Below are 23,202 nucleotides of genomic sequence, written 5' to 3'. Positions count from 1 at the left end.
GATCAGAGCTCCGCGAGCCGGCGGCGCCGGACCAGCATGATGAAGAACGGGCCGCCGATGAACGCGGCGATGATGCCGACACCGACCTCGCTCGGTCGGGCGACGACCCGACCGACGATGTCGGCCAGCAGCAGCAGGCTCGGCGCGAGCACCATGGTGAACGGCAGCAGCCAGCGGTGGTTGGGGCCGGTGATCAGGCGGGCCACGTGCGGCACCACCAGGCCGATGAAGACGATCGACCCGGCGACCGCGACCGCGGCCCCGGCGAGCAGGGTCACCGCCAGGGTGCCCTGCAGACGTACCAGTCCGACCCGGCGGCCCAGCGCGGCCGCGACGTCGTCGCCGAGTGCGAGGCTGTTCAGCGCCGGTGCGGCGGCCAGCGCGAGGATGGCGCCGACGGCCAGGAACGGCAGCAGTTGGGTGATGGTGCCGAAGCCCGGCCCGTTGAGCGAGCCGGCCGCCCAGAACCGGTAGCGGTTCAACGCCTCCGGGTCGCGCAGCACGACGGCGCTGGTCACCGAGTTGAGCAGGAAGGTGATCGCGATGCCGGCCAGCGCCACCTTGACCGGGGTCGAGCCGCCCCGGCCGAGTCCGCCGAGCAGGTAGACCACCACGCTGGCCAGCAGGGCACCGGCGAAGGCGAACCAGATGTAGCCGTAGAGCGTGGCGATGCCGAACCAGGCGATCGCGACGACGATGCCGAGCGCGGCACCGGCGCTGACGCCGAGCAGGCCGGGATCGGCGAGCGGGTTGCGGGTCAGCCCCTGCATCAGGGCACCGGAGAGGCCCAGGGCCATCCCGACCAGCAGGCCGAGCACGGTGCGCGGCAGGCGTACGCCCCAGACGATCGCCTCGATCTGCGGGGCGCCGACCCGCGCGCCGGCCCGGTCGACGAGGGTCTGCACCACCTGGTCCAGCGGGATCTGCCGGCTGCCCACCGCCACGGAGAGCAGGGAGAGGGCGATCAGGACGATCGTGGCGACCAGGAAGTACCCGACCGGGCGAGCGGGTCGGTGACCCGCCGTCCGGGCGGGCGCGGGTCGGCGCACCGGTGGCGCCTGGTCGATTGTCACACGGTCCTCGGGATTCGTTCGGCGCAACGTGCAGGGCGTTCGCTTCTTAGGGTAGGTATACCTTAGTTCACGGCTTCGATGGTTGGGGAGGTCCATTCCGGCGAAGCTGTTGAGGTTAGGTAAGGATTACCTTACTATCACCGTCATCGGAACCAGGCGCCGATGCCGTTCCCTGACCATCCGGCAACCGTCGTGCGACCCCGCATTCCGAGCCGGCCCGGCGCGCCCGGTCCGTCGACCGTACTTCCACCCGTTCGCCGAGGGCGCGACGGGACCCGAGAGACCGAAGAGGAGCCGATGTCCACGACACCTGCCCGCCCGATGGGCCCACGCCCGGTCGTCCGACTGGTGGCGGCGCTGGCCGTCCTCGTACTCGGCCTGGCCGGCTGCGGCGGTGGCGACGACGGCGCCGACCCGACGTCCTCGGCGAACGCCGGTGGCACCTTCCCGGTGACGGTCGAGCACAAGTACGGCAGCACCGAGGTCACCAAGGCGCCCACCCGGGTGGTGACGCTCGGACTCAGCGACCAGGACCCGGTGCTCGCCCTCGGTGTCGTGCCGGTCGGTGCGATCGACTGGTTCCTGGAGCGGCCGTACGGCAAGTGGCCGTGGGCGCAGCCGCTGTGGGGCAGCAGCCCGCCGGAAATCGTCGGTGAGCGGGACGACTACAACCTCGAGAAGATCGCCGCGCTGCGTCCGGATCTGATCATCGGGCTCTACTCCGGGATGACCAAGGAGCAGTACCAGAAGCTCTCCCAGCTCGCCCCGACCGTCGCCCAGCCGAAGGGCTTCGACGACTACGCCGCACCGTGGCAGGAGATGACCCGGCAGGCCGGCCGCGCGCTGGGCAAGTCCGAGCAGGCCGAGAAGCTGATCGCCGACGTCGACGCCCGGTTCGCCAGGGCCCGGCAGGAACACCCCGGCTTCGCCGGCAGGACGGTCGCGGTGGTCGACCCGTACGAGGCCGGCAAGTACGCCGTCTTCGCACCGAGTGATCCGAAGGTGGTCTTCATGACCCAGCTCGGCTTCACGGTGCCGGAGAACATCGTGCAGGCGATCGGCAAGGAGTACGCCGCCGAGATCGGCTCCGAGCGGCTGGACCTGGTCGACGTCGACAGGCTGCTCTTCCTCACCTCGGACGCCAGCGCCGAACCGCGGGTGAAGGCGGACCGGGTCTACGCCACTCTCGACGTGGCGAAGCAGAACCGGGCGGTCTTCCTGCCGTACGAGGACCCGCCGCTCGGTGCCGCGCTCTCGTTCAGCACCGTGCTCAGCGTCCCGTACGCGCTGGACCAGATTCTGCCGCTGCTCGGCGACGGCTGACCGCGCACGGCGCACGACCGACCGGCGCACGACTGACCGACTGACCGACTGACCGGCTTACGGCTGACCGCCGCGGCGAGCCCTGACACCTCCACCCGGACCGTTTCCACCCGCTCGCGAGAGGCGGTATCTCGTCGTGCCCAGAAGTGACCTGAACCGCGCCGCGGCCGGTTCGGCGCCGGCGGCCGGTTCGGCGACCCAGGCCGGGCCCACGGCGGCGGACCGGCACCGGATCCTCGTCGAGTGGAACTCCACGGTCCGGCCGGAGCCCTCGGCGACCTGGCCGGAGCTCTTCGCCGAGCAGGTCCGCCGTGCTCCCGGGGCGGTCGCGGTGGTCTGCGAGGACGTCGAACTGAGCTACGCGGAGCTGGACGCCCGGGCCGACCGGCTGGCGCACGCGTTGCGGGCCCGGGGGGTCGGGCCGGAGCGGGTGGTCGCGCTCTGCCTGCCCCGCTCGGTGGACATGATCGTGGCCGAGGTGGCGGTGCTCAAGGCCGGCGGCGCCTACCTGCCGGTGGACCGGGACTACCCGGCCGAGCGGATCGGCTTCATGCTCGCCGACGCCCGGCCGGTTTGCCTGGTCAGCACGGCCGCGCTCGCCGACGACCTGCCGGACACCCCGGACCTGCCGAGGCTGCTGCTCGACGAGCTGACCGACATCGGTCAGATCGGACCGGGCCCGGCCGGGTTCCCGGCGCTGGCCCCGGAGAACGCCGCCTACGTCATCTACACCTCGGGCTCCACCGGCCGGCCCAAGGGGGTCGTGGTCTCGCACGCCGGGGTGACCAAGCTGGTCGCCACCCAGCGCGCCCGGCTCGGCGTCGGGCCGCACAGCCGGGTACTCCAGTTCGCCTCGCCCAGCTTCGACGTGGCGTTCTGGGACCTCTGCCTCGGGCTGCTCTCCGGCGGCCGGCTGGTGGTGGTGCCGGCCGAGCGGCGGGTGCCCGGCCCGGCGCTGACCGAGTACGCCCACCGGCACGGCGTGACCTTCATGATCCTGCCGCCCGCGCTGCTCGCCGCGATGCCCCGGGAGCTGACCCTGCCGGCCGGGGCGACCCTGCTGGCCGGTACCGAGCGGGTCTCCCCGGAGCTGGTCGCCCGGTGGGCCCGGGACCGGCCGATGTTCAACGCGTACGGGCCGACCGAGGCGACGGTCAACTCCACGCTGGGGGAGTGCGATCCGGCCACCCCGCCCGGTGGCGTGGTGCCGATCGGCCGCCCCGACCCCGGCACCCGGTGCTACGTGCTGGGCGCCGCCCTCCAGCCGGTGCCGGTCGGCGTCACCGGCGAGCTGTACCTCGGCGGCACCGGCCTGGCCCGGGGCTATCTCGGCCAGCCGGGGCTGACCGCGCAGCGCTTCGTCGCCGACCCGTACGGGCCGGCCGGCGGGCGGCTCTACCGCACCGGTGACCTGGTGCGCTGGCTGCCGGACGGGCGGCTGGAGTTCCTCGGCCGCGCCGACGACCAGGTGAAGATCCGGGGGTACCGGATCGAGCCGGGTGAGATCGAGTCGGTGCTCGCCCAGCATCCAGCGGTCAACCAGGTCGTCGTGCTGGCCCGCCCGGGACGCGCGGGTGAGCAGCGGCTCGTCGCGTACGTCGTACCGGCGCTGGACCGGCCGGCGCCGTTTCGGGACGTCACCGCTCTCCTGGCCGAGCTGCGCGGGTACACCCGCGGCTGGCTGCCCGACCACATGGTGCCGGCCGCCTTCGTACCGCTGCACGAGCTGCCGGTGCTGCCCAGCGGCAAGCTGGACCGGGCCGCCCTGCCGGCGCCGGACTTCGCGGCGCCGAGCACCGGAGCCCGGCCCCGGGACGCCCGCGAGGAGGTGCTCTGCGCCCTCTACGCCGAGGTGCTCGGGCTGCCGCAGGTCGGGGTGGAGGACGACTTCTTCGCCCTCGGCGGGGACAGCATCGTCTCGATCCAGCTGGTGATCCGGGCCCGGCAGGCGGGGCTGGTCGTCACGCCGCGCCAGGTCTTCCAGCGCCGTACCGTCGCCGAGCTGGCGCAGGTGGCCGAGTCGCTGTCCCGGGGAGTCGAGGACGACCCCGCGGCCGGGGTCGGGGAGTTCCCGCTCACCCCGATCATGCGCTGGCTGGACGAATGCGGCGGGTCGATCGACGCGTTCGCGCAGTGGCTGGCGGTCCGGGTACCGGCCGAGGCGACCGCCGAGCGGCTGGCCGCCACCCTCCAGGCGGTGCTGGACCGGCACGACGTACTCCGGTCCCGGCTGCACCGGGCCACCCCGCAGCGTCCGGGCCGGCTGGTGGTGCCGGCCCCCGGCACGGTGCCGGCGGCAGACCGGCTGCGCCGGATCGACGTCGCCGGGCTGACCGACGAGGCGATCCGGGACCGGATCACCGGCGCCGCCGACGTCGCGGGCGGCCGCCTCGCCCCGGAGGCCGGCGTGATGCTCCAGGCGGTCTGGCTGGATGCCGGCCCGGACCGGGCCGGCCGGCTGGTCGTGGTGGTGCACCACGCGGTGGTCGACGGCGTCTCCTGGCGGATCCTGCTGCCCGACCTCGCCGCCGCCTGGACCGACGTGCTGGCCGGCCGGACGCCCCGGCTGGAGCCGGTCGGCACCCCGCTGCGACGCTGGGCCGAGTTGCTGCACGCCGACGCCGAGTCGGCAGAGCGGACCGCCGAACTGCCGCTCTGGACGGAGCTGCTGCGCGGCGGCGACCCGGCACTGGCGGACCGCCCGCTGGACCCGGTCGGCGACCTCGGCACCGTCCGCCGGCTCACCCTGCGGCTGCCGGCCGAGCAGACCGTACCGCTGCTCACCAGCATCCCGGCGGCCTTCTCCGCCGGGGTGAACGACGTGCTGCTCACCGCGCTCGGTCTGGCGCTCGCCGACTGGCGCCGGCGGAGGGGGACCGGCGCACCCGGCCCCGCGCTGGTCGCGCTGGAGGGGCACGGCCGGGAGGAGCAGCTCGCCGACGGCGTCGACCTGTCCCGCACCCTCGGCTGGTTCACCAGCATCTTCCCGGTCCGGCTCGACCCGGGACCGATCGACCTCGACGAGGCGCTGGCCGGCGGCGAGGACGCCGGCCGGGCCCTGAAACGGATCAAGGAGGGGCTGCGGGCCATCCCCGACCACGGCCTCGGGTACGGGCTGCTGCGGCACCTCAACCCGGAGACCGCCGCCGTACTCGCCGGACTGCCGCAGCCGCAGATCAGTTTCAACTACCTCGGCCGGTTCGGCGTGGAGTCCTCAGTCGACGGCTGCTGGACCGCGCTGCCCGGACTCGGCCTGCTCGCCGGTGGCTTCGACGCGGGCATGCCGGTGGCGCCGTACACGCTGGAGGTGAACGCCTTCACCGAGGACCGGCCGGACTGCCCCGGGCTCGGCGTGACCTGGGCCTGGCCGGCGGCGCTGCTCACCGAGGCGGACGTGACGGAACTGGCGCAGGGCTGGTTCACCGCGCTGGACGCACTGCTCCGGCACGCCGCCCGACCGGGGGCCGGCGGACCGAGCCCGTCCGACTTCCCGCTGCTGGCACTGCGGCAGGAGGACGTGGACGCCGTCGCCGCCGCCGTACCGGCCGTCGCCGACGTGCTGCCGCTGACCCCGCTGCAGGAGGGGTTCTACTTCCACGCGGTCGCCGCCGGGGCGCGGCGGGACCCGTACCGGGTGCAGCAGGTGATCGAGCTGCGTGGACCGCTGGACGCCGCCGCGCTGCGCCGGGCCGGACAGGACGTGCTCGACCGGCACGCCCCGCTGCGGGCCGCCTTCCCGCAGCTTGCGGACGGGCGGCCGGCACAACTGGTCGCGGACGGGATCGCGCTGCCGTGGCGCGAGGTGGACCTGACCGGGTACCCCGAACCGGAGCGGACGGCCGAGTTCGAGGCGCTGGCCGAGGCGGAACGGGCCGCACCGTTCGACCTGACCCGGCCGCCGCTGCTGCGCTGCGTACTGGTCCGGTTGACCGCCGAGCGGCACCGCCTGCTGCTCACCCACCACCACATCGTCACCGACGGCTGGTCGGCCGGGGTGACCCTGCGGGACCTGCTCGCCCGGTACGCACCCGGTGGCGAGCCGGACCGGCTACCGCCGGTCACCCCGTACCGGCGGTACCTCGAGTGGCTCGCCGGTCGGGACCGGGCGGCGGCCGGTGACGCCTGGCGGGCGGCGCTGGCCGGACTCGACGGTCCGACCCGGCTCGCCGCCGAGGTCGCGGAGGGACACGCCGGGATGTTCGACCCCGAGCGGACCCGGGTGGTGCTGCCGCCCGAGGTGGCCGCCGGACTGGCCGGCCGGGTCCGGGCGGCCGGGCTGACCGTGGGCAGCGTGCTGCACGCCGCCTGGGCGGTGCTGCTGGGCCGGCAGCTCGGCCGGCGTGACGTCGTCTTCGGCAGTACCGTCTCCGGCCGGCCCGCCGAACTGGACGGCGTCGAGGCGATGGTCGGGCTCTTCATCAACACCCTGCCGGTCCGGCTGCGTTGGAGTCCGGCGGAACCGCTGGTCGAACTCGCCGGTCGGCTCCAGCGGCAGCAGGCCGAGCTGCTCGACGCGCAGCACCTCGGGCTGCCGGCGATCCAGCGGCTGGCCGGCGGCGGAGAGCTGTTCGACACCCTGGTGGTGCTGGAGAACCATCCCGTCGACCCGGTCCCGACCGGGCGGTCCGGCGGGCTCACCCTGGCCGGCGTCGAGTTCCGGGAGGCGACCCACTATCCGGTCACCCTCCTGGTGTCCCCGGCCGGCGGGTCGCTGGATCTCACCGTGGAGTACGACCCGGAGCGGATCGACGCCGCTACCGTACGCCGGCTCCGGACCGGCCTGGCCGAGCTGCTCGGCACGTTCGTCGCCGAGCCGGACCGGCCGGTCGGCCGGATCGACCTGCTGCCGGCGGCCGACCGGGACACCGCGCTGACCCGGCTCACCGGTCCGGTCGCCCCGGTGCCGTCGGAGACCCTGCACGGACTGGTCGCCGCCCAGGCCGGCCGGACGCCGGACGCGGTCGCGCTGATCGACGGCGAACGGTGGCTCGACTACGCCGGGCTGGAACGCCGGGCGAGCGCGCTGGCCCGGCGGCTGGCCGCCCGGGGGATCCGGCCGGGCGACGTCGTCGCGGTGGCGGTACCCCGGTCGGCCGAGCTGGTGGTGGCGCTGCTCGGCGCCCTGAAGGCCGGCGCCGCGTACCTGCCGCTGGACGTCACGCACCCCGGAGAGCGGCTCTCCGCCGTGCTCGCGGACTCCGGCGCCCGGGCCGTGGTCTGCACGGTCGACGTGATGGGCCGGTTACCCCGGCCGGCCGGGGTGGCGCAGCTGCTGGTCTCCGCGACGGCGGAACCGATGGCGCCGGCGGGCGGCGGCGGTGACCCGATCGGCGGCGACGACCCGATCGGCGGCGGTGACCCGTCGGGTGCCGACGTCGGACCCGACCTCCCGGCCTACCTCATCTACACCTCGGGTTCCACCGGCCGCCCGAAGGGGGTACTCGTCGGCCACCGGGCGATCGTCAGCCAGCTCGCCTGGTCGCAGCGGCGGTTCGGGCTCGGCACCGACGACCGGATGCTGCAACTCGCGCCGGCCGGCTTCGACACCTCGGTCTGGGAGATCTTCTGGCCGCTGTCGGCCGGTGCCGCCGTGGTGCTGCCCGGCGAGGACGAGGCCGGTGACCCGGGCCGGCTCGCCGGGCTGGTCCGCCGGCACCGGGTCACCGCGGTCACCTTCGTACCGTCGCTGGTCGAGGCGTTCCTGCTCGCCGACGAACTGACCGCCGACCCCGGCTGGGCGGCCAGCCTGCGCTGGGTCTCCTGCGGCGGCGAGGCACTCTCGCCGGAACTGGCCCGGCGCTGGCACGCGCACACCGGCACCGCGCTGGACAACTTCTACGGGCCGACCGAGACCGCGGTGCAGGTCACCTGGTGGGCCAATGACGGCGGCGCGGAGCGTACGGTGCCGATCGGCCGCCCGGTGGCCAACACCCGGCTGTACGTGCTCGACGACTGCCTCCGGCCGGTGCCGCCCGGCGTACCCGGCGAACTGTACGTCGCCGGCACCCAACTCGGGTACGGCTACCACGCCCGGTACGGGCTGACCGCGCAGCGTTTCGTCGCCGACCCGTACGGGCCGGCGGGGCAGCGCATGTACCGCACCGGCGACCTGGTGCGGTGGCGCACCGACGGTGTACTCGAGTACGTCGGGCGCGACGACGACCAGGTCAAGATCCGGGGGCACCGGGTCGACCTCGGCGAGGTGGAGACGGTGCTCCGGTCCGTGCCGGGGGTGGCGCAGGCGGTCGCGGCCGCCCGGGTCGACGGCCGGGGCCGGACCGGGCTGGTCGGTTACCTGGTGCCGGTCGTTGGGCACCGGCTCGACGTCGAGGCGGTCCGGGCGGCGGTCCGGGCCAGGCTGCCCGAGTCGATGGTGCCGGGCCGGTTCGTGTTGCTCGACGCCCTGCCGCTGACCCCGAGCGGCAAGCTCGACCGGGCCGCCCTGCCTGCCCCACAGGCCGCGGTGACGACGGCTCCCGCCGCGGCGGCACCGGCTGTGCTGTCCGATCCGGACCCGGCGGTGCGCCCCGACGGGGGCAGGACGGCCGAGCGGCTGCTCCGGGAGATCTTCGCCGAGCTGCTCGGGCTGCCGGAGGTCGGTGCGGACGGAGACTTCTTCGCCCTCGGCGGCGACAGCATCCTCTCCATCGCGGTCTCCAGCCGGGCCCGCCGGCACGGCCTGGCGATCGCACCCCGCGACGTCTTCCGGCACCGGACCCCACGGGCGCTGGCCGGGGCCGGCGGTGGCGACGCGGCCCTGTCCCCGGGCGACCCCCCGACGGCGACGGGCCCGGCGACCGCCGCCGGGACGTCGCAGCGGACCACCGTGTCAGCCGGGGCGGCCGTCGCCCCGGTCGAGCCGGTCGCGGATCCGGACGAGACGGGTGAGGTACCGCTGCTGCCGATCGTGCACTGGCTCCGGGACACGGGCCTGCCGATCGACCGGTTCACCCTGAGCACGCTGCTGGTCGTACCGGCCGAACTGGACCTCGGGTCGCTGGCCGCCGTCCTGCAGGCGGTGCTGGACCGGCACGCCGGCCTGCGGCTCCGGCTGCACCGGATCGCCTCGGTGCTCTGGTCGCTCCAGACGCGACCGGCCGGCACGGTGCGGGCGATCGACCTGGTACGCCGGGTCGACGTGACCGGGCTCGACGACGCCGGGCTGCGTGCCGTGCTGGCCGCCGAGTCCGCCGCCGCCACCGACCGGCTCGACCCGGACGACGGGAGCATGCTCCGGGCGGTCTGGTTCGACTGCGGCGACCGGCCCGGCCGGCTGCTGCTCGCCGCCCACCACCTGGTGGTCGACGGGGTCTCCTGGCGGATCCTCCTGGCGGACCTGGCCAGCGCCTGGGCCTCGGTGCGGGCCGGTCGGCCGGCCCGGCTCGCCCCGGTCGGCACCCCGCTGCGGCGGTACGCCCGGGTGCTCGGCGAGCACGCGCACCGCCCCGAACGGCTGGCGGAACTGGCGCACTGGGTCGAGACGCTCGCCCCGGGCGCGGAGCTGCTGCCGGCGCGGTCCCGACCGCCGACGGGACCGGCCCGCCAGCACGTCGTACGCCTCGATCCGGCCGAGACGCTGCCGCTGCTCACCGCCGTACCGGCGGCGGTCGGCGGCGAGGTCACCGGGGTACTGCTCGCGGCGCTCCGGCTCGCGGTGACCCGGTGGCAGCACCGGCACGGCCGAGACGGTGCCGCCGACCTGCTGGTCGACCTCGAACGGCACGGCCGGGAGGAGGTCGAGCCCGACCTCGACCTGTCCCGTACCGTCGGCTGGTTCACCAGCGTCGCACCGGTACGCCTGCCGGCCGGCACCGACCCGGTCGAGGTGCTGGCCACGGTCGGTGAGCGGATCCGGGCGGTCCCGGACGGGGGCCTCGGCTACGGGCTGCTGCGCCACCTGAACCCCCAGGCGGCACCGGTGCTGGCCGGACTCTCCTCGGCGCAGGTGCTGTTCCACTACTACGGCCGGTTCCCCGGCGGCACCGGGCAGGACTGGACGCCGGCGGCGGAGTCCGACGCGATCGCCGTCGTCAACGGCGGGCTGGGCCTGTCCCACCTGGTCCAGGTCGACGTGGTCGCCACCGAGACCCCGGCCGGGCCGGCGTTGGCCGCGACCTGGACGTGGCCGGACGGCGTGCTCGACGAGCCGGACGTGACCGGGCTGGCCGCCGAGTGGCGCGCCGCGCTCCACCAGCTCACCGCCGCCACCACCGTCACCGTCACCGCCGCCGCCCCCGCAACCGCTGCCATCACCGCCGCTGCCGCCGTCACCGCCGCTGCCGCCGTCACCGCCGCCACCACTGCCCCTGGTCGGGTCGGGGACGGGCCCGTGGTCGCGGCCGGGCTGACGCTGGGCCGGGACGAGATCGAGCGGATCGAGCGGACCAGCCCGGTGCCGGTGGCGGAGATCTGGCCACTCTCACCGTTGCAGGAGGGGCTGTACTTCCACGCCAGCTACGACACCTCGGCCCTGGACGTCTACACCGCACAGGACGCCTTCGACCTCGGGTACCGGTTGGACCTGGACCGGCTGCGCCGGGCCGGCGCCGCGCTGCTGGCCCGCAACCCCGGCATGCGGGCCGGGTTCGCGAGTGTCGGGCTGCCCCAGCCGGTGCAGTTCGTCGGAGTGGGTCCGGAACTGCCGGTGACCGAGGTGGACCTGACCGACCTCGACCCGCAGGCCCAGCGGGCCCGGATGGCCGAGCTGATGGCCGAGGACCGGCGTACCCGGTTCGACCTGACCCGGCCACCGCTGTGCCGGCTGCTCCTGCTCCGGCTCGGCGCCGACCGGGACCGGCTGGTCGTCGGTCACCACCTGGTGCTCTGGGACGGCTGGTCCGAGGAGCTCTTCGTCGAGCAGCTCTTCACCCTCTACGAGCGCGACGGCGACGACCGGGACCTGCCACCGGCCGGCTCCTACCGGCACCATCTGGAATGGCTGGCCAGCCAGGACACCGAGCGGGCCGCCCGGGCCTGGCGGGATGCCCTCGCCGGACTCGCCGAACCGACCCTGGTCGCCCCGGAGGCGAACCTGGCGCCGGTCGTCCCGCACCGGGTCCGGGCCGAGCTGCCGGCCGCGCTGGGCGACCGGCTGCGCGGGCTGGCCCGCCGGCACGGGCTGACCCTCAACACCGTGCTCACCGCCGCCTGGGGGCTGGTCCTCGGCGGTCACCTCGGCCGCACCGACGTGGTCTTCGGGATGACCGTCGCCGGCCGGCACGCGGACGTGCCGCACGTGGAGAACACGATCGGGCTCTTCCTCAACACCGTGCCGGTACGCGTCACCGCCGAGCCCGCCGAGCCGGTGCTCCGGCTGCTGCGCCGGCTGGGGGAGCAGCGGATCGACCTGATGCCGCACGACCACCTTGGGCTCGGCGCGGTGCAGCGGGCCAGTGGGCACGCCCGGCTCTTCGACACGCTCTACGTGTTGCAGAACTTCGTCGACGAGGGGGAGTCGGCCCGGCTTCGGGACCGGCACGGGATCGCCGCCGTGGCCGGGGTGGACGCCACCCACTATCCGCTGACCCTGGTGGTGACCCCGGCGCAGCGGCTCCGGGTCGCCCTGGACCACCGCCCGGACGTCGTACCCGCCCCGGTGGCCGGGGCACTGCTCGACCGGTTCGTCGCGCTGCTGGCCCGGCTGGTCGCCGAGCCGGATCTCCCGGTCGGCCGGCTCGACCTGCTCACCGGGGCGGAACGGGCCGAACTGGCCGCCGAGTGGAGCGCCACCCGGCACCCGATCGGCACCGAGTCCGTCGCCGACCTGCTCGCCGAGCAGGCCGCCCGCACACCGGACGAGATCGCCCTGGTGTTCGCCGGCCGCACCCTGACCTACGCCGAGTTCGACGCCCGGATCAACCGGCTGGCCCGGCGGCTGGTCGCCAGGGGCGCCGGCCCCGAACGGGTGGTCGCGCTGGCGCTGCCCCGGTCGATCGAGATGGTGGTGGCGCTCTTCGCGGTGCTGCGCACCGGAGCCGCGTACCTGCCGCTGGAACTCGACCATCCGGCCGAGCGGCTGGCCTTCGTCCTCGCCGACACCGCGCCGATGTGCCTGCTGACGGTGACACCCGCCCGGTCCGGGCTGCCGGCGACCGACATCCCGGCGGTGCCGCTCGACGATCCGGCGGTACTGGCCGAGCTGGCCGGAGTGCCCGGTACGCCGCTCACCGACGCCGAACTGCCGGCCGGGTTCGCCCGTACCGATCCGCACCGGTTGGAACACCCGGCGTACCTGATCTACACCTCCGGCTCCACCGGGCGGCCGAAGGGAGTGGTGACGCCGTACCGGGGGTTGACGAACATGCAGCTCAACCACCGGGAGGCGATCTTCGACCCGACGGTGGCGGCGGCCGGCGGCCGGCGGCTGCGGATCGCGCACACCGTCTCGTTCGCCTTCGACATGTCCTGGGAGGAACTGCTCTGGCTGGTCGAGGGGCACGAGGTGCACGTCTGCGACGAGGAGCTGCGCCGGGACGCGCAGGCGCTGGTCGGCTACTGCGACCGGCACCGGATCGACGTCGTCAACGTCACCCCGAGCTACGCCCACCACCTCATCGAGGAGGGCCTGCTCGACCGGTCCGGTCCGGCCGAGGACGGAACTGGCCGGCACCGGCCGGTGCTGGTGCTGCTCGGTGGCGAGGCGGTCTCCGAGGCGGTCTGGAACCGGTTGCGGGACACCGAGGGTACGGCCGGCTACAACCTGTACGGGCCGACCGAGTACACCATCAACACCCTGGGCGGCGGGACCGCAGACAGCGCCACCCCGACCGTCGGCCGGGCGATCTGGAACACCCGGGCGTACGTGCTCGACGCGTACCTGCGACTCGTCCCGCCCGGTGCCCCCGGTGAGCTGTACATCGGCGGAATCGGGCTGGCCCGGGGCTACCACCGGCGGCTCGGGCTGACCGCGCAGCGGTTCGTCGCCGACCCGTACGGCGCGCCGGGGGAGCGGATGTACCGCACCGGTGACCTGGTCCGGCGCCGGCCGGACGGGAACCTCGACTTCCTCGGGCGCACCGACGACCAGGTGAAGATCCGTGGGTACCGGATCGAGCTGGGTGAGGTCGAGACCGCGCTCGCCGATCACCCGCTGGTGGCGCACGCCGCCGTGCTGGTCGACTCCACGAGCGGTCCCGGGGTGCGCCGGCTCGCCGGCTACCTGGTTCGCGCTGCACAGTGGACGGTGGCCGACGACGACACCGTGCTGGCCACCCTCCGGGCCGACCTGAAGCGGCGGCTGCCGGACTACATGGTGCCGGCCGCGCTGGTGCCGCTGGAACGGCTGCCGCTGACCGTGAACGGCAAGCTCGACACGGCGGCCCTGCCGGCGCCGGCGGTCCGGGCCGGTGTTGCATCCCGCCCGCCGGCCACCGCCGTCGAGGAGGCAATCCGTGCCCTCTTCGCCGAACTGCTCGGCGTGCCGGAGGTCGGTGTCGACGACAACTTCTTCGACCTCGGCGGTCACTCCCTGCTGGCGATCCGGCTGGTCAGCCGGGCCCGGGTGGCGCTCGGCGCCGAGTTGGCGATCCGGGACCTGTTCGAGGCGCCGACGGTCGCCGAACTGGCCGCCCGGGTCGACGCTGCCTGGACCGGCGGCGTCCGGACTGACGCCGCTCGACTCGGCGCCGCCGGGTCCGACGGCGCGGCCGGCGGAAGGGCTGCGCGGAGCCCGCTGGTCCGGGCAGCTGAACGCCCCGCCGTCCTGCCGCTCTCCTTCGCGCAGCAGCGGCTCTGGATGCTCCAGCAGCTCGCTCCGGAGTCGGCGGCCTACAACTTCCCGATCGCGGTACGGCTGCGCGGAACCCTGGACGTCGCGGCGCTGCGTACCGCGTTGGCCGACCTGACCGGCCGGCACGAGACGCTGCGCACCCTGCTCGCCGAGCACGACGGCCGGCCCTACCAGCGGGTACTGCCGGCGGCCGAGGCCGTGCCGGTGCTGGCCACGCTCACCGCTGCCCCGGCAGAGGTGGCCGGGATCGTCCGGGAGGCGGTACGCCGCCCCTTCGACCTGACCACCGAACCGCCGCTGCGGGCCACCCTCGTCGCCGTCCACCCGGCTCCGGGCGGGAAGCCGGAGCACGTCCTGGTGCTGGTGTTGCACCACATCGCCACCGACGAGTGGTCGGACGGGCCGTTCCTGCGCGACATCGGCACCGCGTACGCGGCCCGGCGGGCGGGACGGGCGCCGGACTGGGCGCCGCTGCCGGTCCAGTACGCCGACTACACGCTCTGGCAGCGCCGGCTGCTCGGCGACCCGGCGGACCCGGGCAGTCTCGCCGCCCGGCAGCTCGACCACTGGCGTACCACGCTGGCCGGCATGCCCGAGGAGCTGGTGCTGCCCACCGACCGGGCCCGCTCGGGGCGGCCGGACCCGGCCGGGGCCGAACTCTCCGTGCCGCTGCCCGCCGAGGTCGGCGCCGGGCTGCGCCGGCTCGCCTCCCGCACCGGCACCAGCCTGTTCATGGTGGCGCACGCGCTGGTCGCGGCGCTGCTGCACCGGCTCGGTGCCGGCACCGACATCCCGCTCGGCGCGCCGATCGCCGGCCGGGACGACGCGGCCCTCGACGACCTGGTCGGGTTCTTCGTCAACACCCTGGTACTCCGGACCGACCTGTCCGGCGATCCGAGCTTCACCGAGCTGCTGTCCCGGGTACGCCGGACCGACCTGGCCGCCTTCTCCGCCCAGGACGTGCCGTTCGAGGCCGTGGTGGAGGCGGTCAACCCGGCCCGTTCGGTCTCCCGGAACCCGCTGTTCCAGGTGATGGTGGTGCACCGCAACCGCACCGCCGGGTGGGAGGGTCTCGCCGGGCTGACCGTCACCGACGAGCCGGTCGACGCCTCGGCGGCAAAGTTCGACCTGGTCTTCGACTTCGCCGAGTCCGCCGGCGACCCGGCCGGGACCGTCGAGGAGGCGCTGAGCTGCCTGCTGAAGTACCGGACCGACCTGTTCGACCGGGAGACCGTGGCGCTGCTCGGTGCGCGGCTGCTCCGGCTGGCCCGGGCGGTCGTCGCCGACCCTGACGCGTCGCTGGGCCGGATCGACGTCTTCGTCGGCGACGAGCGGGACCGGGTGCTGCGCGAGTTCAACGCCACCGGCCGGGCGGTGCCGGAGGAGACCCTGCCGGCGATGTTCGCCGGGCGGGTGGCGCGGACCCCGGAGGCGGTCGCCGTCGTCGACCGGCAGCGGATCCTGTCGTACGCGCAACTGGACGCCGAGGCGGCCCGGATCGCCCGGCTGCTCGCCGGGTATGGCGTCGGCCCGGAAACCGTGGTCGGGGTGGCGGTGCCGCGCTCGCTGGAGACCGTGGCGGTGGTGCTCGGGGTGCTGCGGCTCGGCGCCGCGTTCCTGCCGCTGGACCTCGGCCACCCGGCCGACCGACTGGGGTACATGGTCGACGACTCCGGCACCCGGATCCTGGTGACGACCCCGGAGGCGGCGCAGCGGCTGCCGGGACTGCCCGGCGTGCACCGGCTGCTGGTCGGGCCGCTCCAGCCCGAGCCGGTGCCGGTGGCGGCGGACGGGACCGGGCCGGCGGTGCCGGACGGACTGGACCATTGCGCGTACGTCATCTACACCTCGGGCAGCACCGGCAGGCCCAAGGGGGTGGTGGTGCCGCACGAGGGGCTCGGCAGCCTGGTCGCGACCGCCGTCGACCGGATGGGGGTGGACGACTCCTCCCGGGTACTCCAGTTCGCCTCGACCGGCTTCGACGTCTTCGTCTTCGAGTTGGCCATGGCGCTCTGTGCCGGTGGCCGGCTGGTGATCGCCCCGGACGAGGTCCGGGCACCGGGCCGACCCCTGGTGGACCTGCTGGAGCGGGAGCGGGTCAGTCACGCGATCCTGCCGCCGTCGCTGGTGTCGGCGCTGCCGCCGGACTGCCAACTGCCGGCCGGACTGACCGTGCTGGTCGGCACCGAGACGGTACCGCCGGACGTGATCGGCCGGTGGGCGCGCCGGCTGCGGCTGCACGCCGCGTACGGGCTGACCGAGGCGACGGTGAACTCGACGCTCTGGCGGGCCGCGCCGGACTGGTCGGCCGCGGTGCCGATCGGCCGGCCCGACCCGAACACCCGGGCGTACGTGCTGGACGAGCGGCTTCGCCCGGTGCCGCCCGGGGTGGCCGGCGAGCTGTACGTCGGCGGGCGCGGGCTGGCCCGGGGCTACCTCGGGCGTCCCGGGCTGACCTCGGAGCGCTTCGTCGCCGACCCGTACGGCCCGGCCGGGGCCCGGATGTACCGCACCGGTGACCGGGCGCGGTGGCGGGCCGACGGCATCCTGGACTTCCTCGGCCGGGTCGACGACCAGGTGAAGATTAGGGGCTTCCGGATCGAGCTGGGCGAGGTCGAGGCGGTGCTGGCCCGACACCCGGGGGTACGCCAGGCGGCGGTGGTGGTGCACCGCGACGCCGACCTGACCCGACTGGCCGGGTACGTCGTGCCGGCCGCCGGCCCGCTCGACCCCGCCGAGGTACGCGCGCACGCCGCCGAACTCCTGCCCGACTACATGGTCCCGGCCGCCGTGCTGGTGCTCGACGGGCCGCTGCCGCTGACCGCCAACGGCAAACTGGACCGGCGTGCCCTGCCGGCGCCGGACTGGGCGGCGCTGACCGGCGACGAGGTGCCGGTCACTCCGGCACAGCGGACTCTCGCCGACCTGGTCGCGGAGGTGCTCCGGCTGCCGGAGGTGGGGATCTCGGACAACTTCTTCGCCCTCGGCGGGCACTCGATGGCGGCGATGCGGCTGCTCGGCCGGGTCCGGGCGGTGCTCGGCGTCGACCTCGCGGTCCGGGACATCTTCGAGGCGCCGACCGTGGCCGGGCTGGCGGACCGGCTCGCCGGGGCGGTGGCGGAGCGTCCGGCGCTGCTCCCGGCGCTGGAGAGCGCCGCGCCGGTCGTGGCCCCGGTGCAACGGATCTGGTGGGACCGGCACCGCGGCGGCGCCGAGCGGAACCTGTCCGGCCGGACCGGCTGGGACCTCGCCCTGCTGGTCCGGGCTGCCAATGGGTCGGGTGGTGCGGCGATGCTGGACCTGCCGGCGCTGGCGGCGGCACTGGCCGACGTGATCGAGCGACACGAGCCGCTGCGTACCGCGCTCGCGGCGGGTGCGGCCGGCGAACCCGTGCCGGTGCCGGTGACCGCCCGGGCACCGCTGGAGGTGCTGCCGGCGAGCGGGCTGCCGCTCGACGACCGGATCGCCGAACTGGTCGGCGACGGCGTGGACCCGACCCGGGAACCGCCGCTGCGAGCCCGGTTGCTGACCGGGTTGGACGACGATTCGGTACTGCTGCTGACCATGCACTATCTCGGCGTGGACGAGTGGTCGGTGGTGCCCCTGGTCCGGGATCTCGGCACCGCCTACGCGGCCCGGGTCGCCGGCCGGGCACCGGAGTGGTCGCCGCTGCCGGTCGGCTATCCGGACTACGCCCGCTGGGCGGGTACCCTGCTCGGCGATCCGGCCGACCCCGGCAGCCGGCACGCGCGGCAACTCGACTGGTGGCGGGGAGCGCTTGCCGGCGTACCCGATCGGCTGGCCCTGCCGACCGACCGGCCGCGACCGGCGGCGCTCTCCGGGCGCGGCGGCCGGGTCGAGTTCGTGCTCGACGCGGTGTCGCACCGGGCCGTCGACGAGCTGGCCGGGCAGACCGGGACCAGCATGTTCATGGTGTTCCAGACCGCGCTGGCCGCGCTGCTGCACCGGATCGGCGCCGGCCCGGACGTTCCGATCGGCACCCTGGTCGCCGGCCGGACCGAGCCGGCCCTCGGCGACCTGGTCGGCTGCTTCGTCAACCCGTTGTTGCTGCGGATCGACACCGGCGGCGACCCGACCTTCACCGAACTGCTCGGCCGGATCCGGGAGGCGGACCTGAGTGCCTTCGACCGCCAGGACGTTCCGTTCGACGCGGTACGCCGCATCCTGCCGGACGGTGCCACAATGCCGCAGGTGATGCTGGTGCACCACGAGGAGGCCGGGTTGGACGGTCCGGACGGCAGGGCGGCGTTGCGGTTCGCGTCGGTGCCGACCGGGACGACCCGGGCCGAACTGACGGTCAGCTTCTACGAGCCGGTCGGCGACGGCCCGGTGCACGGCGAACTGGAGTACGCGGTCGAGCTCTTCGACCCGGCGACCGCGCGCCGGCTCACCGACGACCTGCTCGGGCTGCTCGCCTCGGCCCTCGCTCGGCCCGACCTGCCGCTCTCGGCGCTCGGAGCCGATGCCGCCGACCAGCCGGCACCCCTGCCCACCCAGTCGAACGGCGCCGCCGCCGACGACCCGGAAAGGAACGACGCATGACCACGAATCCGTTCGAGGACCCGGACGGGCAGTACCTGGTGCTCGTCAACGACGAGGACCAGCACTCGCTCTGGCCGTCTTTTGTGGACGTACCGGCCGGCTGGACGGTGGCGTTCGGCGCGGACGGCCCGCAGTCCCGAGACGACTGCCTGGCGTACGTTGAGGCCAACTGGACCGACCTGCGCCCCCGCAGCCTGCGGGAGCGGATGGACGCCGCCACCGCCGAGCCGGATCGCTGACCGGCAGCCGCCCGGCCGGCTGGTACCTATCGAACCCCGGCCGGCTGGTACCTATCGGACCCCGGCCGATCGTGCACCGCCGGGCAGAGGTGCCGCCGACCGGGTACGGCGGGCAGGTTGCAGCAGAACCAGCCCGGCTACCTGGACGTAGACCTCCCGCTTGTCGGTGGCGACACCTGCCCGGTCGACCACGTAGCCGGTGATCCAGGCGAAGCCGTAGTAGGTCGGTCGGGAGTCCACGGCCACCACCCGCAGCGTCAGCTTCCGCTCGCCCCTGAACTGGACACTGGCCGCCGAGCCGACTCCGATCACATCCCCTGGGACTGGTGTGAAATTCACCGGACTCGCAACCAGCGGCCCTCATGCCACCGGTAGTCCTTGACACCCGACCGGCGCAGCCGGCGACGGTACCACGCCTCCCCGTACCGCCGGCACGGCCAGTCGTCCCCGCACCGGCAGAACCCTCGGTCGTGAAGGTGGGACCACCTCGGCCCGTGCCGCCTCCCCGCCCACAGCCAGAATTCGCGCAGGTACCACCAGACCAGGAACATGCCTCTGACCTCCTATCGGTCGGGAGCGCGGTGGCCGAGCCGTGGGGTTGGCCGTCCGAGCCATGACACCTACCATCCATATTGCGCGCGCATTTTCACGAGGTCAATGACTGGACGTCATTCACGTACTACGGCGTGTGGGCAGTTCAGACTGCGGCGCAGGGGAGCACAATGACCGCCATGGACAGCCCGACGTTCCTCCGCTTCCAGCTCGGCGCGCAGATCAAGCGGATTCGCGAGGAAGCCAACGTGACCGCCGAGCAAGCAGCCGAGATCATCGAGGTCTCCCCAAGCACGATGCGCCGGATTGAGCAGGGCCGGGTGGGCATCAAGGGTCCGGCGCTCAACGCCCTGCTCGACCGCTATGGCGTAACCGACCCTGAGCTGCGCGAGACCTTGCTGACGATGGCCCGGTCAGGGAAGCAACGCGGCTGGTGGGCCAAGTACGGCGACCTGCCGCCCACGTACCGCCAGTACATCGGGCTGGAATCCGCAGCCCACGAGGTGCAGAACTTCGAGACGCTGGTCGTGCCTGGTCTTCTCCAGACGGAGGACTACGCCCGTGCCATGACGAGCGAAGACGCGTTCCAGCCCACACCGGAAGCGATCGAGCGCCGAGTAGCGGTCCGGATGGAGCGGCAGAAGCTCATCAAGGACGGCACTCTGCGCCTGGTCGCCGTCATGGACGAGGCGGTTCTACACCGGCAGATCGGCGGACCGCAGGTGATGCACGCTCAGCTCACGGCGATGCTCGACGCAGCGAAGCTGTGGAACGTCACGCTCCAGGTCATCCCGTTCCGCGAAGGAGCGTACGCGTCGATGTTGTCGAGCTTCCACATCCTGACCTTCACCGACGGACCCGGGGTGGTCTACATCGAGGGCTTGACCGGCGACCTCTACGCTGAGGGCGAGGACGTGCGGCGCTGTACGGTGGTCTTCAACGCTCTGCGCGCCTCGGCATTGTCTGCGAGCGACTCGGCTGCGATGATCAAGAGAATCCGCGATACCGTGCACCAGGATTGAGGGAGGCGCCATGCTCGACAACCAGTGGCGCAAGAGCACCCGCAGCGGCAGCAATGGCGCGTGTGTGGAAGCTCGGCACACCGGCCAGGCCACCGAGGTCCGTGACAACAAGGACAAGGCTGGGCCGGTGCTGACGTTCACCCCGGCCGCGTGGCGTGCATTCGTCCGGCACATCCGCTGACTGCTGTAGTGCCGGCCGCCGAAGCCTGATTACCGCAGACGTCGGCGGCCCAAAACGGGCCGCCGACGTCTGCGTGGTTCAGCCGGTGGCGGTCAGCCGGATCATGTTCCAGGAGAGTGCCGGCAGGACCACGCTGACCCGCCCGTTGTCGACCTTGACGTCGCCGAGCCGGCTCGGCGACACCCGCTCGGGTGCCTCGGCGCTGTTCGTCGCCTCCGGGTCCGCGTCGTGCAGCGCGACGTGCTCCCCGACCGCGAGGTCGCCGCAGGCCCGCAGGTCGACGTCGAGGGCGAGCGGTTCCCGCTGGTCCCGGTTGACCGCGAACAGCGTGACCGCACCGGACTCGTCGTCCCGGACGGCGGTCGCGGTGAGCGTCGACACCTCGCCGTGCCGGGCGGTGTCGTGCCGGGGGCCGGTCGGCTCGACCCGCAGCACGGTGCCGCGACCGTGCCGGGAGGTGAGCGCGAACGGATGGTACGTCGGCTGCACCCAGGCCGGTCCGCCCGGTTCGCTGCGGATCGGGGCGATGACGTTGACGAGCTGCGCCAGACAGGCGATCTTGACCCGGTCCGCCCGCCGGAGCAGCGAGATCAGCAGGTCACCGACGACCACCGCGTCGACCACCGAGTAGACGTCCTCGATCAGCCGGGGCGCCTCCGCCCAGTCGAGCTTCTCCTCGCCGACGAACCGGCTCTGGTACCAGACGTTCCACTCGTCGACCGAGAGGTTGATCCGCTTCTGGTGCTTGCCGACCGCCCGGACATGGTCGCAGGTGGCCACCACGGACTCCATGAACCGGTCCAGGTCGACCGCGCTGGCCAGGAAGCTGTCCCGGTCGCCGTCGTGCTCCTGGTAGTAGCTGTGTACCGAGACGTAGTCGACCAGGTCGTAGGTCTCCTCCAGTACGGTCGCCTCCCAGGTGCCGAAGGTCGGCATCCCGCTGCCGGAGCTGCCGCAGGCGACGAGCTCGATGGAGGGGTCGACCCGGCGCATCGCCTGGGCGGTCTGCGCCGCCAGCCGGCCGTACTCCCGGGCCGTGGCGAACCCGGTCTGCCACGGGCCGTCCATCTCGTTGCCGAGACACCACAGCTTGATGTCGTGCGGCTCCGGGCTGCCGTGCTGCCGCCGCAGGTCGGACCAGTACGTCCCGCCCGGGTGGTTGGTGTATTCCAGCAGGTTCCGGGCGGCGTCCACCCCCCGGGTACCGAGGTTGACCGCCATCATCGGCTCACTGCCGACCCGGCGGGTCCAGCCGACGAACTCATCGACGCCGACCTCGTTGGTTTCGATCGACCGCCAGGCCAGGTCGAGCCGGCGGGGCCGGGACTCGCGCGGGCCGATCCCGTCCTCCCAGTTGTAGCCCGAGACGAAGTTGCCGCCCGGATAGCGCAGTACGGGCACGCCGAGCGCCCGGACCAGTTCCGCCACGTCCCGGCGGAACCCGTGCTCGTCGGCGGTCGGATGTCCCGGCTCGTAGATCCCGGTGTAGACGCAGCGCCCGAGGTGCTCCACGAACGAGCCGTAGATCCTCGGGTCGACCTCGGCGATCCTGAACGCGGGATCGACGGTCAACGCGGCCTGGTGCACGAAACCTCCAACGGTTGTTTCTCGGTACGGTGTCAGCCTTTCAGACCGGTGCCGGCGATGCCCTCGACGATCCGTCTCTGGAAGAGCAGGAAGACCAGGACAAGTGGCAGCGCGCCGAGGATCGCCGACGCCATGGTGTCGGCGTAGCGGATGCCGTAGGTGCCCTGGATCGCGGCGAGGCCGACCGGGATGGTCATCAGTTCCGGGTCGGTGACGGCGAGCAGCGGCCAGAGCAGGTTGTTCCAGCTCCAGACGAAGGTGAAGATCGTCACGGCGGAGACCGCGGGCCGGGACAGCGGCATGACGACCCGACGGTACGTCCGGAGGAAGCCGGCGCCGTCCATCCGGGCGGCCTCGTCGAGGTCCCGGGGGATCCCGTCGAAGAACTGCTTGAAGATGAAGATCGCGATGGCGGTGGGGATCTGTGGCAGCAGCACCGCCCACCAGGTGTTGAGCAGGTGCATGCCGCTCATTTCCCGGAACTGCGGCACGATCAGCACCTGGCTCGGGATCAGCAGGCCGCAGAGCAGGAACCAGTAGACCAGCCGGCGGTACCGGAACCGCAGCCGGGACAGCGCGTACGCCGCCATGCTGGCGGTGAGCACGGTACCGGCCGCGGCCAGCGTCGAGGTGACGAAGCTGGCGAGGTACCAGTTGAGGATGTCGCTCTCGGTCAGCACGGTGCGGTAGGCGGCCAACGTCGGATTCTCGATCCACCAGGTCGGGTCGGTGGTCTCCCCGTTCGGCTTGAGCGAGGTGTCCAGTGCCCAGGCCAGCGGTACCAGCCAGAGCAGCGCGAACGCGACCAGGATCCCGATGCAGCAGCGGTTGAACAGCCGGATCCGTCGGTCCACCGAGTTCGCCAGGGCCGCGCCACCCGCCTCGGTGCGGCGGTCCCGGTCGGTGTCGCGGGTCGATTCGAGCAGCGCCATCG

The 23,202-nt window shown here is 73.7% G+C and carries 9 protein-coding genes; 5 read left to right on the top strand and 4 right to left on the bottom strand.

Annotation, left to right across the window (positions count from 1 at the left end):
* Positions 1 to 2 precede the first annotated feature (2 nt).
* Entirely contained in the window at positions 3 to 1,073 is a 1,071-nt protein-coding gene (locus tag ABNF97_RS26330; RefSeq protein WP_349340152.1) for a FecCD family ABC transporter permease, read from the bottom strand.
* 297 nt (positions 1,074 to 1,370) lie between these two features.
* Between ABNF97_RS26330 and ABNF97_RS26325 the strand changes: the two genes are divergently transcribed.
* The 3 genes from ABNF97_RS26325 (at position 1,371) to ABNF97_RS26315 (ending at position 18,926) form a co-directional block, all read left to right on the top strand.
* The gene (locus tag ABNF97_RS26325) at positions 1,371 to 2,396 is read left to right on the top strand and encodes an iron-siderophore ABC transporter substrate-binding protein (RefSeq protein WP_349340151.1); all 1,026 of its coding nucleotides are present in this window, start codon (positions 1,371 to 1,373) and stop codon (positions 2,394 to 2,396) included.
* Positions 2,397 to 2,532: 136 nt separating this feature from the next.
* Positions 2,533 to 18,687 (top strand): non-ribosomal peptide synthetase, encoded by a 16,155-nt coding sequence (locus ABNF97_RS26320; RefSeq protein ID WP_349340150.1) that lies wholly within the window; start codon positions 2,533 to 2,535, stop codon positions 18,685 to 18,687.
* Positions 18,684 to 18,926 carry an MbtH family protein gene (locus ABNF97_RS26315; RefSeq protein ID WP_349340149.1) on the top strand — a complete coding sequence of 81 codons (243 nt, stop codon included), beginning with the start codon at positions 18,684 to 18,686 and terminating at the stop codon, positions 18,924 to 18,926. The genes ABNF97_RS26320 and ABNF97_RS26315 overlap by 4 nt, the downstream gene beginning before the upstream one ends.
* Before the next feature lie 51 nt (positions 18,927 to 18,977).
* On the opposite strand, the gene ABNF97_RS26310 is transcribed toward ABNF97_RS26315, so the two are convergent.
* A complete protein-coding gene (locus ABNF97_RS26310; protein WP_349340148.1) occupies positions 18,978 to 19,265 on the bottom strand; it encodes a hypothetical protein in 288 nt (95 codons plus the stop codon).
* Between the two features lie 392 nt (positions 19,266 to 19,657).
* On the opposite strand from ABNF97_RS26310, the gene ABNF97_RS26305 reads away from it, so the two are divergent.
* Both ABNF97_RS26305 and ABNF97_RS26300 read left to right on the top strand, forming a co-directional pair.
* A complete protein-coding gene (locus ABNF97_RS26305; protein ID WP_349340147.1) occupies positions 19,658 to 20,500 on the top strand; it encodes a helix-turn-helix domain-containing protein in 843 nt (280 codons plus the stop codon).
* A gap of 10 nt (positions 20,501 to 20,510) precedes the next feature.
* On the top strand, positions 20,511 to 20,681 hold the full coding sequence (locus ABNF97_RS26300) for a DUF397 domain-containing protein (protein ID WP_349340146.1): 171 nt from the start codon (positions 20,511 to 20,513) through the stop codon (positions 20,679 to 20,681).
* A gap of 78 nt (positions 20,682 to 20,759) precedes the next feature.
* Here the strand turns inward: ABNF97_RS26300 and arfA are convergent, their stop codons facing one another.
* Both arfA and ABNF97_RS26290 read right to left on the bottom strand, forming a co-directional pair.
* On the bottom strand, positions 20,760 to 22,268 hold the full coding sequence (gene arfA, locus ABNF97_RS26295) for an arabinosylfuranosidase ArfA (RefSeq protein WP_349340145.1): 1,509 nt from the start codon (positions 22,266 to 22,268) through the stop codon (positions 20,760 to 20,762).
* 32 nt (positions 22,269 to 22,300) lie between these two features.
* Complete coding sequence (locus ABNF97_RS26290; RefSeq protein ID WP_130463256.1) at positions 22,301 to 23,200, bottom strand: ABC transporter permease subunit; 900 nt, start codon at positions 23,198 to 23,200, stop codon at positions 22,301 to 22,303.
* Between the last annotated feature and the right edge of the window lie 2 nt (positions 23,201 to 23,202).

The organism is Plantactinospora sp. B6F1, from assembly GCF_040120695.1.
Classification (GTDB): Bacteria; Actinomycetota; Actinomycetes; order Mycobacteriales; family Micromonosporaceae; genus Plantactinospora.
The sequence above is the reverse complement of the archived record's forward strand: the minus strand, read 5'-3'. Positions and strand labels throughout refer to the sequence as shown.

Excerpts from the sequence above, each read along its gene's own strand:
- ABNF97_RS26305 (WP_349340147.1), top strand. The coding sequence starts at position 19,658 with ATGGACAGCCCGACGTTCCTCCGCTTCCAGCTCGGCGCGCAGATCAAG.
- ABNF97_RS26315 (WP_349340149.1), top strand. The coding sequence starts at position 18,684 with ATGACCACGAATCCGTTCGAGGACCCGGACGGGCAGTACCTGGTGCTC.
- ABNF97_RS26300 (WP_349340146.1), top strand. The coding sequence starts at position 20,511 with ATGCTCGACAACCAGTGGCGCAAGAGCACCCGCAGCGGCAGCAATGGC.
- ABNF97_RS26290 (WP_130463256.1), bottom strand. The coding sequence starts at position 23,200 with ATGGCGCTGCTCGAATCGACCCGCGACACCGACCGGGACCGCCGCACC.
- ABNF97_RS26325 (WP_349340151.1), top strand. The coding sequence starts at position 1,371 with ATGTCCACGACACCTGCCCGCCCGATGGGCCCACGCCCGGTCGTCCGA.